This is a genomic window from Dyella sp., assembly GCF_051962475.1.
In the GTDB taxonomy this organism is placed as follows: Bacteria; Pseudomonadota; Gammaproteobacteria; order Xanthomonadales; family Rhodanobacteraceae; genus Dyella_A.
Window position 1 is genome coordinate 81224 of the sequence record NZ_JBQCCF010000047.1, and the last position, 13841, is coordinate 95064.

Below are 13841 nucleotides of genomic sequence, written 5' to 3' on the forward strand. Positions count from 1 at the left end.
TGTGTCGCAGGCGCTGCGATGCGTCTGCCGGCATCATGCGCGGATGCGCCGAGCCGACCGTCTGTTCCTCATCATCCACGCCCTGCGCGGGCGCCGCACCGCGTTGCAGGCGCGTTCGCTCGCGGCGACGCTGGGCGTCTCGCTGCGTACCGTCTACCGCGATGTGGCCGATCTGCAGCTCTCCGGCGTGCCGATCGAAGGCGAGGCCGGCGTGGGTTACGTGTTGCGCAAGGGCTCGGACATCCCGCCGCTGATGTTTACCGCCGACGAGCTCGAATCACTGGTGGTGGGCACGCGCTTCGTACGCGCGTTTGCCGGTGACCGGCTGGCCGCCGGCGCGCAGGCGGCGTTGATGAAGATCGAGGCGGTGCTGCCGCCGGACCTGCGTGAGCGCTCCGTGCGTACGCGCATCTACGCGCCGGTATGGCGCGATGCGCACCAGGCCGCCTTCGCCGCACGCATCGACCAGCTGCATGCGGCGATCGAGGCGAAGCGCGTGTTGCGCCTCACCTACCGCGACGAGGCCGGCCGCGCCAGCGAGCGCGAGATCGAGCCGCTGTGCCTGGCGTTCTGGGGCGGCGCCTGGACGCTGGGTACCTGGTGCCGGCTGCGCGCGGACTTCCGCAATTTCCGGCCGGACCGCATCGACGCCATCAAGGACACCGGCGAGTGCTTCACCGAGCGGCCCGCGAACAATCTCGACGCCTACCTCACAGCCATGCGCGCCTACTACGCCGGCATGGATTGAGGCTGGCATTGCGCGCAATCTCTGCGAAGATCGAGGATTGATTTTGCGGAGGGGACGTGTCGATGAAGTACCTGCTGGGCGGCCTGCTGGCCGCGACACTGAGCCTGACCGCCGTGGCGGCGCCGGCGAGCAGTGCCGATGGGCGCTTTCGCGACATCTACACCCGCGAATGGGCGTGGCGTACCGGGCAGAGCGGTATCAGCAGCTCCGGCGAAATCCAGCCCGGCGAGGGCCGCCTGGACAGCGTCGATCCGGCTACCCAGCAGGCGCGCCAGAAGCGTTGGCAGGCCGTGCTCGACCAGCTCGACACGATCGACCCGGGGGCGCTGTCGTCCAAGGAGCGGGTGAACTACGCGATCTACCACGCGCAGATCGCCAACCTGCTCGCCGCGCAGCAGTTCAAGACCTGGCAGATGCCGTTCAACAGCGACTCCTCCTTCTGGGGCGACATCGGCTACGAGTTGCAAGGCGATCAGCTGCACAGCGCCACCGACTACCAGCGCTATCTCGACCGGCTCGGGCAGATCCCCGCGTATTTCGACCAGCAGATCGCCAACATGCGCGAGGGCCTGAAGCGCGGCTTCAGCGTGCCGCGCGCGGTGCTGGACGGGCGCGACGTGTCGATCGCCGCGGTCGCCAACCTCACCGACCCGACCGCCAGCGATTTCTACGCACCGTTCAAGCACCTGCCGGACAGCTTCAGTGCCGACCAGGTGCAGGCGCTGCAGGGCGAAGCGCTGCGCCGCGTCCGCGACGACGTGATTCCGGCCTATCAGCGGCTGCTCGACTTCTTTCGCAACGAGTACGTGCCGCAGGCGCGCACCACGCTGGCCGCCGAGGCGCTGCCCGATGGCAAGGCGTTCTATCGCCAGCAGATTCGCGAGTACACCACGCTGGATCTGGACCCCGAGGCGATCCATCAGACCGGACTGGAGCAGGTCGCAAAGATCCACGCGCAGATGCTGCAGACCATGCAGGACAGCGGCTTCAAGGGCAGCTTTGCGCAGTTCCTGCACTTCCTGCGCACCGATCCGCAGTTCTACGCCAAGACGCCCGACGAACTGCTGATGCGCACTGCCTGGGTCGCCAAGCAGGTGGATGGCCAGCTGGGCAAGTTCTTCGGCCGGCTGCCGCGCCAGCGCTTCGCCATCGTGCCGGTGCCGGCGGACATCGCGCCGTACTACACCTCCGGTCGCGGCGGGGCCGATGCCTACCTGGTCAACACCTACGACCTGAAGTCGCGGCCGCTGTACAACATGCCCGCGCTGACCCTGCACGAGTCGATGCCCGGCCATGCGCTGCAGCTGGCGCTGGCCGCAGAGCAACGCGGGCAGCCGGCATTTCGTCGCGACAGCTACATCTCCGCCTACGGCGAAGGCTGGGGCCTGTATGCCGAATACCTCGGCAACGAGATGGGCATCTACACCACGCCCTACCAGCGCTTCGGCTATCTCACCTACCAGATGTGGCGCGCGGCCCGGCTGGTGGTGGACACCGGTATCCACCACGACGGCTGGACGCGGAGCCAATCCATCGACTACCTCACCGATAACACCGCGCTGTCCGACCGCGAGATCGCCAACGAGGTCGACCGCTACATCAGCTGGCCGGGGCAGGCGCTGTCCTACGAGATCGGCTACCTGAAGATCCTCGAGCTGCGCCGCAAAGCTGAGCAGGCGCTGGGCGACAAGTTCGACCTGCGCGCCTTCCACGACACCGTGCTGCAGCTGGGCTCGGTGCCGCTGCCCGTGCTGGAGCAGCGCATCGAGCGCTTCATTGCCGACGGCGGCCCCGAGCCGGACTTCGGCTGCGATGGGCACGACGGCGACGCAAAGCGCTGACCACGGTTGTCGCGCGAGGCCGCGCGGTCAGCGGCGAGCACCTGCCACGGCGGTGAGCTGTACTCCAAGAAGGAGCCGGGAAGGTGGTCGTGCGACGGGGAAGGTCAACGCGGCGCCACCGGCACATACTGGCCGCGCTCGCCGTAGCGCCGGGCGCCAGTGTCGATGTTGGCGCACAGTCGCCCGCCGTCGCAGAGCGTGACGTCGGCCCCGTTGTACGCGCGCAGCAGCTCGGCCGACAGCTGGTTGTCGCGGATCACGCCGGCGTAGTGCATCGACAGCCAGGCGCCGCCGCCGAGCAGCAGCACGAGGCAGGCTGCCACGGCGGCCACGGTTTTCCACAGCAGCAAGCGATGCAGCCGCTCCAGCCGTGCGAGTTGGCCGGACAGCCGCCGCGCCGCGCCCTCGATCTCCGTGCCGGCGGTACGCACGCGCTGCTGGTAATCGTGCACCGGCCGCTTCAGGCCGGCGCTCATCCGGTCCATCACCAGCGCGGGCAAGGTAGCGAGCGATCCATCGGCCGATTGCCGCACGATTGCCGGTACCTGCCGGGCCACCGTTTCCAGCTCGCCGGTCAGGGTCTGCAGGCGACCATCGATGACGGCGCAACGACGATCGAACTGCTCCATCAGCGCGGCTGTCTTGCTGATCAGGGCGGAGAGTTGCTGCTCGTCCATGGGGTATCGCTCCTTCGTTCCACCGCGCTCAACGCATCGGTCCACGGGTTTCCATTACGGGAACGGCCGCCTGCGGCACTGGCTGATGCAGGGCGGACCGCTCCAGCGCATCTACCGCCGCACCCGCGTGATCGCGCAGGTTGCGCCCGGCATCCATGGCGGCCAACTGCTGGTTCTCGCGCATGAAGGCCCCCCAGTCGCCGTGTTGTGCCGCGGCGAGCATGTGGTCGACCTGCAAAGACAAGGCGTGCTCGGTGGCACTCCGACTGCTGCCCTTGCCCTCGACTGGGGTCGCGGTTTCGTACAAGGAATGGACCTCGTAACGCGCCCGAATGGCCTCATCCACCGGCTCGGCGTTGTACGGGTCAGGGACCTTGCCCATATCGCGCCGAGGCACCAGGAGTTCGTTGTATCCCTCTGGCGCCAGCCGGTTCACCTTGCCCGTAATCCGATAGATGAACATGCCTTCTTCGGAGCGATGCACCACGTTCAGCCGCGGATCCTGCGGCTCGATGCTCGTCTGTAGGAAGGGCTTGTCGCTAAGGTGGTTGAGGTAATCGATCACCATGTTGCCGGCGCGCGTCGACAGCCCGTCGCGGTGGTAGCCGCCACCCACGTCCGAATGCGCACCGGGGACATAGACCCCCGCAAACCGGCCATCGGCGCTGATACCCGGGTCAATGATGTGATCGGATTTGAACAGGCTGCGCTTCTCGTCCATCGCAAACAGCTGGAGGCCCGAAATCACAGTGGGCGGCAGCCGACGGTCATCGTTACGAACCTCGTTGCCGGTGCCGACCGCGTCGAACAGCGCCACCGCCTGGGCCACTTGGCCAGGTGGGACGAGTGGCGGCAGGGAGTATTCGGCATGTTTTACCAATCCGTCGGAGGTGTATGTATAAACCGCACCGCGCGGATCCTGAATGCCGCACTCATGCACCAGCCGCGCGAAGATCGCCGCCTCGTCCGCGCCTCGGCTGAAGCCTATGTCCGCCAGCGAAATCCGAGCCTGCGGATCAGCCTTCCGCCACGCATAAGCTTGCTCGATGAACGCCTTGTACATCGTCTCCGCGCGTTCTTCGGCGGTGTAGCCATCCATGCCGTCCAAGGCCCGCTTGACCAGATTGCTCTGCGTGCCGGCTCCGGCTACGTACCCCGCCGCGATGTGGGTCTCTCCTGCGTCGTTTGACGCCTGGATCTGATGGGCGATCGTTGCCACGTTCGTCTGGTGCTGCGGGTCGTGGATCCCGTCGTTGCCAGTGCCGTCCAGCGCTGCCACGAAAAGATATTCGTGGGGATTGTTCGCGTGCCTGAGCACGGGGACCTTGAAAGATGCGAACTCCTCCCGATCCCGGGCATAGACGTCTAGGGCGCTTTCATCAGCCGGATAGTGCCTCACACCATCCGATAGGACGCCATCTGGCTCCAGCTCATGCTTTTCTGCCATTCCGTGGCTCCCTATCAGTATGTGTGGGTCCAAGCGAGGATCACGTCATCCCTCGCATCGCTGTACTCGTTATCGGGGATTTGTCGATGCCGAGTGGGAATGAGTGCTCGCATATAAACACTGATCGTGCGGTCATTGACCTCCAAGTAAACGCTGGGGTCCAGGAAAAGCCCCTGCGGGTACATGTCGGGCACGAACTCATCATCGGGAACGTTGTTGAGTACTCGCTCGTCCTTAAATATCTCGGCCAAGTCGATGGTGGCGGAGTGTTCGGTCCCGTCTTTCGATGTCCACGTCACCCTCGCCGGTCCGGGAAAGTTGCGCACACCGAGGTAGAACGCGTAGTTCCAGTGATCCCGATAGTCCGCCGAGGGCGGCTGTCTGGTGGGCGTGTCGATTGCATACGGCGTGAACTCGTGGTGGTCGTACAGCACGCTGCACCTTCTTGTGTTGTACGCCTTGGCCTCAAAGCTGTGGCGAACGAATCGCAGTGGCAGAAGGTTGCCGTTGATCCGGTGTTGGGTGTGGGTGGAATCGTTCATGGCGAGAGTGCAGCCCGGCAAGAAAACCAAGAGTGAGAGCAGCAGACATAGAAATGTCGCCGGTGATCGAGGGCAAATGATCGGGCCCAGCGGAGCTGGAAAGGCAGTTCTGGAGCGTGTCGCCGGCAGACGCATCATGGTGCGAGCCTGACTTCGAATGATGGATGATTGCACCCGCACTCTCCCGAGCGATGCATGACATTCATACACGCGGTCCTGTCCTCGCTGTTGGCGTCGAACATGATAGGCATCCGGTCCTGGCGCAGCCATCATCGACCCTCTTCCTGGGAGCGGTGCACCACGTTCATTCGAGGATCGTCCGGTTCCGGCTGCTTGTGCAGGAACGGCACGGCACCGAGGCCGTTGATGTAATCCACGAGCAAATTCGCGGCGCGCGCGGAGAGGCCATTCAATCGGTAACCGCCACATACGTCCGACAGCGAGCCGGGGACGTCGAGGCTGGCGAAGCGACCATCGCTGGAGAAACCCTTGCCGAGGATCGGCAGCGATTGGAAGTCCGGCCGTTCCTCGTCCAACGCGTTGAGCTGAAATCCGCTGATCAGTGACGAGGGCAGACGCAGCTCCGGCGGCAGATAACCTGTGGGAGCCAACAGTGCGAGAGCCTGCGCGGTTTTGCGGGGAGCGGCCAGTATCTCGCCAGCAGGCGAACGCAGGCCGACCTTGGCCACCATCAGGGAAAACTCGGCGCCTTGCAGGGCGCCCCAGCTGCCGCCGACGGTCAGCAGGCTGATCCCTGCCTGGGGATCCTCGCGCCGCCATGCTTCGGACTGCTTCGCAAGCAGCTTGTACATCGCGGCGAGTCGGTTGGCAGCGAACGCCTCGCCATGGTCGCGGTGGGTCAGCCAGTTGTGCCGGGCGCAATCGGTAGACACATAACCGGTAGCGATCGATGCTGTCAGCGCGCCCTGCGTCAGCTGTTGGTGGATCCACGCCACGGTAGTGGGTTCGGACGGACCGTTTCGCGCGTTTTTCCAGCTGCAGTCGAACAGGGCGATGAACAGGCGACGGCTGGCTGCTCGCGGCGATCCGACCAATACCGGCTCGGTAAAAGCGCCCTCCCTGGGCGGAGCCGGATCAGCCTGAGACGGCGCCGATATCCATCCGGCGATAGCCATGAGGGCAACGAGGCCTGCGCGCATCCTTTGCATGAGATCTCCCTGGGTCCGTTCCGGGGTGTGGCCCACCCGCGGGCCAGCGCCAACACGTTGCATGGTAGGAGATGCAAAAAGCCGCGAGTTGTGAGCGCAGGCCTATTTTCCGGTCATCGTCCGGTGTACTGGAATCAGAAAGCAAAGTGGCCCGAAGCTGTCCATAGCTTTCTCAATGGAGTAAATTAGTCAAAAGCTTCATATAGGCACTCCGCATGACTGCCATCCCACAATCGGCCGCTTCCCCGATCTCTGACCTCGGCGGCCCGGCGCTGCGCAGCTTTTTCCGGCTGGCCGAGGCGTGGCAGTTGCGGGTGGCGGAGCAGCGCAAGTTGCTGGGCGATCCGCCGGAGTCCACGTTCTACAAGTGGAAGCGGGAGCAGGACGGTGCGCCCGGTCGCGACGTGATCGAGCGCATCAGCTATCTGCTGGGCATCTTCAAGGCGCTGCAGATCCTGTTTCCCGATCCGGCGCAGGCCGATGCGTGGTTGCGCAGGCCGAACCAGGCGGCGTTGTTCGGCGGGCACTCGGCGCTGGAGCGCATGCTGTCGGGCAACGTGGCGGACTTGTTCGTGGTGCGCCAGTACCTCGATGCGCAGCGCGGCTGAGCCGCGACGTGTCGCCGATCGCGTTCGACGAGACGCCGGCCGGCCACACTACAGGCATTGATTCGTATCGTTTCGATCGGCATGCGCGCAGGGGAGCGTGCCGGCCCCGCGGCTGCGCCGCACCTTGCTGATTGCCGACGCCACCGTGTCCATCGACCCGCCCCCGATCAAGCGCATCCGCTGGAGCCACGCCTACCGCATCGTGCCGAGCCGCTTCCCGCCGGTCGGGCTGTTCGACCGCATCGCCGATCCGGCGGATCTGGAGGCGGTGTTCGCGATCGAGGCGCTGACCAACCCGCGCCTGCGCGAGGAAGCCGATGCGCTGAAGCTGGTACCGAAGGCGCGGCGTATCAGTGGCCCCGGCAGTACGCCCGTGATGGCCGCGTTCACTCATCTCAACCCGGAAGGCAGCCGTTTTTCCGACGGCAGCTGGGGCGTGTTCTACGCCGGGCACAGCGTGACCACGGCCGTGGAGGAGACGGTCTACCACCGCGAGCGCGTCCTCGCGGCCACGGCCGAGCCGCCGTGCGACCTGCCGATGCGCTGCTACCGCACCAGCATCACCGGTCGCCTTCATGATCTGCGCGGCGGGTGGCCGGCGATGCACGACCCGACCGACTACACTGCCAGCGTCGCGCTGGCGCGCACGCTGCGCTCGGCCGGCTCCAACGGCATCGTCTACGACAGCGTGCGTCATGCCGGCGGCGAATGTGCGGCGGTGTTCTACCCGGATCTGCTCGCGCCGTGCGTGCAGTCCGAGCACCTCGTCTATCGATGGGATGGGCGGCGCATCGCCCTTGTGCTGCGGGTGTCGGAACTGCCGCGCGCGCGGTAGGGTTCGTTCTTCCCGCCCGTTGCCCCGAGAGGCCGCCATGACTCGCTGGATACTACTGTCGCTGATCGCCCTGTTGCCCGCGCTGGCCATGGCGCACGAGCGCGATGCTGCGAACGACCACACCATCTGGCGCAAGGACATTGCCGCCTTCGAGGCCGCCGACCGTGCGCAGCCGCCGGCGCCCGGCGCGGTGCTGTTCATCGGCAGCTCGTCGATCCGCTTCTGGACCACGCTGGCCAGCGACTTCCCCGAAGTGCGCACGATCAACCGCGGCTTCGGCGGTTCGGAAATCAACGACGCTACCCACTTCGCCGACCGCATCGTGGCGCCGTACCGGCCCAGCGCCATCGTGATGTACGCCGGCGACAACGACATCGCCGCTGGCGACAGCCCGGGCTTCGTGCTGAAGGAATTCCAGGATTTCGTGCGCAAGGCGCGCGCGGTTGATCCGGGCGTGCCGATCGCCTTCATCGCGATCAAGCCGAGCATGGCTCGGAAGGCGCTGCTGCCGCAGATCCGCGCGGCCAACGCGAAGATCCGCGACTGGGCCGCCACGCAGAAGGGGGTGGCCTACCTGGACGTGGTCACCCCGATGCTCGGCGAGGATGGCCAACCGCAGCCGAAATGGTTCCGCGACGACGGCCTGCACATGAACCGCAGCGGTTACGAGCTGTGGATCGGCATCGTCAAGCCGTGGGTAGATGCGCACGGGCGGTGAATCCAGTCGCCGCGGCAGCGCATGGCGGGGGCTGCTTTTTCCGGCCCGGAGCCTTCCGCAGGTCGCTTATAGTGTGAGCTCCTACCGGTGAGACTGTCCCCTAGGGGAGTCAGGTGTCGGCGTTGGTCGCCCAGCCCTCGCGGGTGCCCACGTTGAACACGCGGTCGCTGTCGAGCACGTCGCCCGCGGCATGCGGCGCGCTCGCAGCGAGGCGCTGGTAGATCGGGGTGAAATCCGGCCGCGTGGCGTCGAACAGCTGCGCGAAGCTCTCGATTACGAAGTAGGTCTGCTGGTAGGTGTCGATGCGGTAGCGCGTGCTCATCACGCGCTCGAGGCCGAAGCCGATGCGGTTCGGCGCGGCCGAGTCCAGACAGTAGATCGACTCGCCCTTGGAGCTGACGATGCCGGCGCCGTAGATGCGCAAACCGTCCGGCGTGTTGATCAGCCCGAATTCCACCGTGTACCAGTACAGCCGCGTGAGGTTCATCAACGCCTCGGGGCCGATGCCGAACGCCTTCATGCCGCCGCGGCCGTAGGCCTGCATGTAGTCGGCGAATACCGGGTTGAGCAGCAGCGGTACGTGGCCGAACAGGTCGTGGAACAGGTCCGGTTCGCTGAGGTAGTCGAGCTGGTCCGGCTTGCGGATCCACCAGCTCACCGGAAAGCGGCGGTTGGCCAGGTGGTCGAAGAACACCTCGTCCGGCAGCAGACCTTCCACCGCCACGATCTGCCAGCCGGTGGCGGCGGTGAGCACTTCGTTGAGCTCGGAAAACTTCGGAATACCGTGGCCGCCCATGCCGAAGCGCTGCAGGCCATCGAGGAACTCCTGGCAGGCGCGGCCGGGCAGCAACTCGCACTGGCGGGCGTACAGCGTGTTCCACACCTCGTGGTCGGTGGCGCTGTAGCTGTCCCAGGGCTGCTCCACGACGCCGGTGGCGTACACCGGCACGTAGCCGCGGTCGGTCTGCTGGTGCTCGACGCGGCGAGGCGTGGCGTTTTCCATGGCGGGCTCTCCAGTGCGCTAGGGCGACGCCTACCAGCATACGGCGAAGGTGGCGCATCAGGCTTGTTTTATTGCTGGATTTAGCGGGATTATGGAAATAATATTCGAAGAATACCTCTTCTTGAAGAAGAATCGTGCATGGCCACCCTCGATCGTACCGATTTGCGCCTGCTCGCCGAGCTGCAGGCGCATGGCCGCGTCACCAACGCGGAGCTGGCCGAACGGGTCAGCCTGTCGCCGTCGGCGTGCCTGCGCCGGGTGCAGCGGCTGGAGGCGGAAGGGGTGATCAGTGGCTACGCGGCGCAGGTCGATCCGCAGGCGGTGGGGCTGGGGCTGCAGGCGTTCGTGCGGGTGCAGCTGGCCAAGCACGAAGCGGCGGCGATCGAGCGCTTCGTGGCGCACGTGGGCGAATGGGAGGAGGTGGTGGCTTGCCACGCGCTTACCGGCGACATGGACTACCTCATGCACGTCTACGTGGCCGACCTGGAGCATTTCTCGCGCTTCCTGCTGGACCGCCTGCTCAACGCCTCGGGCGTGGCCGACGTCAACTCCAGCTTCGTGCTGCGCACGGTGAAGCGCTCGCCCTCGCTGCCGCTGGGCCAGTTGTCCGGCTGAACCGGGGCGCAGCCACCCCTGCCATGGGTTGCATGTCGCGGCTGCCAACTAACGCTAAACTAACCGGCTGATGAGCATGGATACCGTCACCGCCCCCGAACGCGCGCCCTGGCAGCCGATCCGCTACCTGTGGCGCGTGCCGCTGCTGCTGGGGCACATCGTGCTGGGCATCCTGTTGTGCTCGCTGATCCTCAGCTGGAACCAGCATCGCGTGATGAAGAACGGCCGCGTGCCGTTCGCCCACCGCATGATCAACTGGTGGTCGCGCCTGCTGATGCGCATCTTCGGCCTGCGCTCGGTGCTGATCGGCAAGCCGCTGCCCGACCCGGTGCTGTTCGTCGCCAATCACACCTCGTGGATCGACATCGAGCTGCTGCACAGCCAGCGCGCCGCCTGCTTCGTGGCCAAGGCCGAGATTGCCCGCTGGCCGCTGGTCGGCTGGATGGCCGCTACCGGAGGCACCATCTTCCATCGCCGCGGTTCCAACCATTCGCTGGCTTCGGTGATGGCGGTGATGGTGGAGCGCCTGCGCAGCGGCCGCTCGGTGGCCGTGTTTCCGGAAGGCGGCAGCGGCTACAACGGTGTGTTGAAGGTGTTCCACGCGCGCATCTTTCAGGCCGCGCTGGACGCCAACGTGCCGGTGCAGCCGGTGGCGCTGCGCTTCGCCCGCCACGGGCGCCGCGTGATCGACGCGGGTTTTCGCGAGCACGAGAGCTTCATGGCGAACTTTCTGCGCCTGCTCGGCAGCGCGCCGCTGGATGCCGAGGTGCATTTCCTCGATCCGGTGCCGTCCACCCCCGACGCCCGCCGACGCATGGCCGAGCTGTCGCGCGAACGCATCGCTGCCGCGCTGGAAGATGCCGTTCCAGACAAGGCCGCCGCATGACCCTGCCGCAAGGACGCGACTTCCAGCCGCCGTGGCCCCTGCGCAGCGGCCACATCCAGACCATGCTCTCCTCCAGCGGCGTGCGTCGCCTATTGCTGCCCAAGCGCGCCCGCACCGTGCTCGATGGTGCCGAGCACGTAATGGTGAGCGGCGGCGGCGACGTGCGCCTGAGCGGTGCCTATACCGCCCAGCGCCGCGGCGCGCCCTCGCGTGGGCTGGCGGTGCTGTTTCACGGTTGGGAGGGCAGCCTCGACTCCACCTACGTGCTGCAGACCGGCAGCCGCCTGCTGGCCGACGGTTGGGACGTGTTCCGGCTCAACTTCCGCGACCACGGCGACAGTCATCACCTCAACGAGGCGCTGTTCCATTCCTGCCGCATCGACGAGGTGGTGCACGCGCTGGGCGAGATCGCCGAGCGCTGGCCGACGCGGCCGATGGCGCTGGCGGGCTTCTCGCTGGGCGGCAACTTCGCCCTGCGCGCCGGTCTGGTCGCACCGCAGTGGGGCATTCCGCTGGCCTACGCGCTGGCGGTGTGTCCGATCATCGATCCGGCCGAAGGCTTGTTCTCGCTGGAGAAGCAGGCGCCGTGGTTCTACCAGGCCTACTTCATGCAGAAGTGGCGCCACTCGCTGCGCACCAAGCAGGCGGCGTTTCCGCAGCACACCTATTTCGAGCTGGCCGAGCTGAAGCAGAACCTTCGTGGACTGACCGAGGCGCTGGTGCTGCGCCATACCGATTTCGATTCACTTGAAGCGTATCTGGACGGCTATTCGGTGGCCGGCGATGCGCTGCAGGCGATGCAGATTCCCGCCACCATCATGACTGCGCGGGACGATCCGGTGATTCCGGTGAACGCGTTCGAGCAGCTGCGCCTGCCGCCAAACATCGAGCTGGATATCGCCCGTTACGGCGGCCACTGCGGCTTCATCCGCGGCTGGGACATGACCAGCTTCACCGACGACTACATCGCCGCACGGTTCAACGCGATCGCTGCGGCGCGCTGAGCGCCGCTCAGGGCAGGGCGTTGGGCTCGCGCCGGCGCATCCAGCAGGCCACGCTCATGCGCTCGCGCGTGGCCGGCAGCACCTCGTGCTCGAAGCGGTCGGACAGGAACAGCACCAGCGTGCCGGCCTGCGGCAGCACGTCGTGCACGCGGCCATCGTCCAGGTACAGGCGCAGCGCGCCGCCGTCGGCTGGATCCCACGCCTCGTTGAGGTAGTAAACCGCCGACACCGTCCGCGCATCGCTGTGGCGTAGGCGGTCGAGATGGCGCGCGTAGCGAGCGCCCGGCGCGTAGACCGCGTAGTGCGCCTCGCTCTCCACCAGGCCGAGCATCAGGCTGCGGTTGAGCGTGGTGCGCAAGGTCTCCAGCGCTTCCACCAGCGGTAGCTGCGCCTCGCTCAGCGCGTTCATCTCGAACCAGCGAGTGTGGTCGTTGCGCAGCGGCGTGGCGGTGCGCTCGCCGCCGACGCGCGCGGGAGTCATGCGTCGCGCCGCGTGCATCGCCGCGCACTCGTGGGCGAGCGCGGCGGTTTCTTCTTCTGGCAGCAGGCGCGGCAGCACGCACCACCCAGCCGTGGCCAACGCATCGGCAGCCGCTTCGAATCGCGACGACAAGGAGTCCATGAAAGCCTGGGCAGCACAGGGGAGCGCGGGGCTCCGCAGCATACGCGCAGTGCTGCCGCACCGCGCGTGCCGATTCAGCGCAGCGGATCGAGCAGGCCGCGCAGGCCGTTGTGGTCCAGCTCCAGCGACAGCGCCAACAGGCGGCCGAGCTGACCCGATGGGAAGCCCTTGCGCGCGAACCACGCCAGGTACGCGCCAGGCAGATCGCCGATCAGCCGCCCCTGGTACTTGCCGTAGGGCATGCGCACGGTCACCAGACGCTTGAGATCTTCGGCTTCCACCGCGGCCTACTTCGCGAACAGTCGCGACGGATCGGCGAAGGCCTTGAACTCCAGCGCGTTGCCGCACGGATCGCGCAGGAACATCGTGGCCTGCTCGCCGCTCTGGCCGACGAAGCGTACGTGCGGCTCGATCACGAAACGCACCCCCGCGGCGCGAAGCCGGTCGGCCAGCGCCCGCCAGTCGTCCATCGGCAGCACCAGGCCGAAGTGACGCACCGGCACCGCGTCGCCATCCACGTCGTGCGCGGCGGCCGCGCGCACTTCCTCTGGCGCCAGGTGGGCGACGATCTGGTGGCCGTGGAAATCGAAGTCGACCCACTCCTCGCTGCTGCGCCCTTCCGGGCAACCGAGCAGCTCGCCGTAGAAGGCGCGCGCACGGGCCAGCGAGGTGACCGGGAAGGCGAGGTGGAACGGAGCGAGTACGGGCGTCATGTGGCTCGGAAGAGGCGGGGCGTGCATCAGCGCGGCGGGTGAACGAGAAAAGGGTCGCGACAGATCGGATACCCACGATCTTCGCCGGCGCAGCGCTTGCGCGCCAGCGCGACGATCTCGGATGCGGTGCGGCCGTCCATTGCCGAGCGACCCGGATCGCCGATGCCGCCCTTCTCGCCGAAGGCAGCGCGCCGTACCCGGTCATTGAGCTCATCCGACGCCACCACCTCGACTGCCCAGCGCAGTTCGTCGCGCCCGGCAGGCAGTGCCGCGTACATCGCCCTCAGGCTGGTGAATGAGGTCGCGGGCGACGAGGTATCGGCGCGGGGTTCACCGCAGCCGTGCAGCGCCGGTAGCAGCACCAATGCAAGCAGGTGGGTGGATCGCTTCATCGGGCCCCTCCGGCTGCGGGC

At 66.6% G+C, this 13841-nt stretch carries 17 protein-coding genes; 8 read left to right on the forward strand and 9 right to left on the reverse strand.

Translation table 11 applies throughout. The features are described from left to right. The first annotated feature begins 43 nt into the window (after nt 1–43). A complete protein-coding gene (locus ACTHJF_RS10665) occupies nt 44–748 on the forward strand; it encodes a helix-turn-helix transcriptional regulator (RefSeq protein WP_440267088.1) in 705 nt (234 codons plus the stop codon). 62 nt (nt 749–810) lie between these two features. Beyond that, the gene (locus tag ACTHJF_RS10670) at nt 811–2589 is read left to right on the forward strand and encodes a DUF885 domain-containing protein (protein ID WP_440267112.1); all 1779 of its coding nucleotides are present in this window, start codon (nt 811–813) and stop codon (nt 2587–2589) included. A gap of 104 nt (nt 2590–2693) precedes the next feature. On the opposite strand, the gene ACTHJF_RS10675 is transcribed toward ACTHJF_RS10670, so the two are convergent. The 4 genes from ACTHJF_RS10675 to ACTHJF_RS10690 all read right to left on the reverse strand — a co-directional run bounded on the left by ACTHJF_RS10675 (nt 2694) and on the right by ACTHJF_RS10690 (nt 6424). After that, nucleotides 2694–3266 (reverse strand): relaxation protein, encoded by a 573-nt coding sequence (locus ACTHJF_RS10675; RefSeq protein WP_440267089.1) that lies wholly within the window; start codon nt 3264–3266, stop codon nt 2694–2696. 28 nt (nt 3267–3294) lie between these two features. Then, the gene (locus ACTHJF_RS10680) at nt 3295–4713 is read right to left on the reverse strand and encodes a phospholipase effector Tle1 domain-containing protein (protein WP_440267090.1); all 1419 of its coding nucleotides are present in this window, start codon (nt 4711–4713) and stop codon (nt 3295–3297) included. 14 nt (nt 4714–4727) lie between these two features. Next, a complete protein-coding gene (locus ACTHJF_RS10685) occupies nt 4728–5255 on the reverse strand; it encodes a hypothetical protein (RefSeq protein ID WP_440267091.1) in 528 nt (175 codons plus the stop codon). A gap of 269 nt (nt 5256–5524) precedes the next feature. After that, nucleotides 5525–6424, reverse strand: coding sequence for a hypothetical protein (locus ACTHJF_RS10690; RefSeq protein WP_440267092.1), 900 nt, complete (start codon nt 6422–6424; stop codon nt 5525–5527). Nucleotides 6425–6639: 215 nt separating this feature from the next. Between ACTHJF_RS10690 and ACTHJF_RS10695 the strand changes: the two genes are divergently transcribed. The 3 genes from ACTHJF_RS10695 to ACTHJF_RS10705 all read left to right on the forward strand — a co-directional run bounded on the left by ACTHJF_RS10695 (nt 6640) and on the right by ACTHJF_RS10705 (nt 8585). Then, on the forward strand, nt 6640–7032 hold the full coding sequence (locus ACTHJF_RS10695) for an MbcA/ParS/Xre antitoxin family protein (protein ID WP_440267093.1): 393 nt from the start codon (nt 6640–6642) through the stop codon (nt 7030–7032). A gap of 145 nt (nt 7033–7177) precedes the next feature. Then, the gene (locus tag ACTHJF_RS10700) at nt 7178–7867 is read left to right on the forward strand and encodes an RES family NAD+ phosphorylase (protein WP_440267113.1); all 690 of its coding nucleotides are present in this window, start codon (nt 7178–7180) and stop codon (nt 7865–7867) included. A gap of 37 nt (nt 7868–7904) precedes the next feature. Then, nucleotides 7905–8585 (forward strand): SGNH/GDSL hydrolase family protein, encoded by a 681-nt coding sequence (locus ACTHJF_RS10705; RefSeq protein WP_440257745.1) that lies wholly within the window; start codon nt 7905–7907, stop codon nt 8583–8585. A gap of 109 nt (nt 8586–8694) precedes the next feature. Here ACTHJF_RS10705 and phhA read toward each other — a convergent pair whose 3' ends face one another. Next, complete coding sequence (gene phhA / locus ACTHJF_RS10710; RefSeq protein ID WP_440257747.1) at nt 8695–9588, reverse strand: phenylalanine 4-monooxygenase; 894 nt, start codon at nt 9586–9588, stop codon at nt 8695–8697. A gap of 138 nt (nt 9589–9726) precedes the next feature. Between phhA and ACTHJF_RS10715 the strand changes: the two genes are divergently transcribed. The 3 genes from ACTHJF_RS10715 (at nt 9727) to ACTHJF_RS10725 (ending at nt 12093) form a co-directional block, all read left to right on the forward strand. Further along, nucleotides 9727–10203, forward strand: coding sequence for an Lrp/AsnC family transcriptional regulator (locus tag ACTHJF_RS10715; RefSeq protein WP_440260087.1), 477 nt, complete (start codon nt 9727–9729; stop codon nt 10201–10203). A gap of 70 nt (nt 10204–10273) precedes the next feature. Next, nucleotides 10274–11089 carry a lysophospholipid acyltransferase family protein gene (locus ACTHJF_RS10720; RefSeq protein WP_440267094.1) on the forward strand — a complete coding sequence of 272 codons (816 nt, stop codon included), beginning with the start codon at nt 10274–10276 and terminating at the stop codon, nt 11087–11089. Next, a complete protein-coding gene (locus ACTHJF_RS10725; RefSeq protein WP_440267095.1) occupies nt 11086–12093 on the forward strand; it encodes a YheT family hydrolase in 1008 nt (335 codons plus the stop codon). Before ACTHJF_RS10720 ends, ACTHJF_RS10725 begins: the two co-directional genes overlap by 4 nt. 7 nt (nt 12094–12100) lie before the next feature. Here ACTHJF_RS10725 and ACTHJF_RS10730 read toward each other — a convergent pair whose 3' ends face one another. From ACTHJF_RS10730 to ACTHJF_RS10745, 4 genes are all read right to left on the reverse strand, one after another. Further along, the gene (locus ACTHJF_RS10730; protein WP_440267096.1) at nt 12101–12715 is read right to left on the reverse strand and encodes a 2OG-Fe(II) oxygenase; all 615 of its coding nucleotides are present in this window, start codon (nt 12713–12715) and stop codon (nt 12101–12103) included. 74 nt (nt 12716–12789) lie between these two features. Beyond that, nucleotides 12790–12996 (reverse strand): DUF3820 family protein, encoded by a 207-nt coding sequence (locus ACTHJF_RS10735; protein WP_440267097.1) that lies wholly within the window; start codon nt 12994–12996, stop codon nt 12790–12792. Between the two features lie 6 nt (nt 12997–13002). Further along, nucleotides 13003–13428 carry a VOC family protein gene (locus tag ACTHJF_RS10740; protein WP_440267098.1) on the reverse strand — a complete coding sequence of 142 codons (426 nt, stop codon included), beginning with the start codon at nt 13426–13428 and terminating at the stop codon, nt 13003–13005. Between the two features lie 26 nt (nt 13429–13454). Then, nucleotides 13455–13820 carry a hypothetical protein gene (locus tag ACTHJF_RS10745; RefSeq protein WP_440267099.1) on the reverse strand — a complete coding sequence of 122 codons (366 nt, stop codon included), beginning with the start codon at nt 13818–13820 and terminating at the stop codon, nt 13455–13457. Between the last annotated feature and the right edge of the window lie 21 nt (nt 13821–13841).

Coding starts and splice junctions, on each gene's coding strand:
- ACTHJF_RS10705 (WP_440257745.1), top strand. CDS start 7,905: ATGACTCGCTGGATACTACTGTCGCTGATCGCCCTGTTGCCCGCGCTG.
- ACTHJF_RS10720 (WP_440267094.1), top strand. CDS start 10,274: ATGAGCATGGATACCGTCACCGCCCCCGAACGCGCGCCCTGGCAGCCG.
- ACTHJF_RS10670 (WP_440267112.1), top strand. CDS start 811: ATGAAGTACCTGCTGGGCGGCCTGCTGGCCGCGACACTGAGCCTGACC.
- ACTHJF_RS10685 (WP_440267091.1), bottom strand. CDS start 5,255: ATGAACGATTCCACCCACACCCAACACCGGATCAACGGCAACCTTCTG.
- ACTHJF_RS10690 (WP_440267092.1), bottom strand. CDS start 6,424: ATGCAAAGGATGCGCGCAGGCCTCGTTGCCCTCATGGCTATCGCCGGA.
- ACTHJF_RS10725 (WP_440267095.1), top strand. CDS start 11,086: ATGACCCTGCCGCAAGGACGCGACTTCCAGCCGCCGTGGCCCCTGCGC.
- ACTHJF_RS10715 (WP_440260087.1), top strand. CDS start 9,727: ATGGCCACCCTCGATCGTACCGATTTGCGCCTGCTCGCCGAGCTGCAG.
- ACTHJF_RS10730 (WP_440267096.1), bottom strand. CDS start 12,715: ATGGACTCCTTGTCGTCGCGATTCGAAGCGGCTGCCGATGCGTTGGCC.
- ACTHJF_RS10740 (WP_440267098.1), bottom strand. CDS start 13,428: ATGACGCCCGTACTCGCTCCGTTCCACCTCGCCTTCCCGGTCACCTCG.
- ACTHJF_RS10745 (WP_440267099.1), bottom strand. CDS start 13,820: ATGAAGCGATCCACCCACCTGCTTGCATTGGTGCTGCTACCGGCGCTG.
- ACTHJF_RS10675 (WP_440267089.1), bottom strand. CDS start 3,266: ATGGACGAGCAGCAACTCTCCGCCCTGATCAGCAAGACAGCCGCGCTG.
- ACTHJF_RS10665 (WP_440267088.1), top strand. CDS start 44: ATGCGCCGAGCCGACCGTCTGTTCCTCATCATCCACGCCCTGCGCGGG.
- ACTHJF_RS10695 (WP_440267093.1), top strand. CDS start 6,640: ATGACTGCCATCCCACAATCGGCCGCTTCCCCGATCTCTGACCTCGGC.
- phhA (WP_440257747.1), bottom strand. CDS start 9,588: ATGGAAAACGCCACGCCTCGCCGCGTCGAGCACCAGCAGACCGACCGC.
- ACTHJF_RS10680 (WP_440267090.1), bottom strand. CDS start 4,713: ATGGCAGAAAAGCATGAGCTGGAGCCAGATGGCGTCCTATCGGATGGT.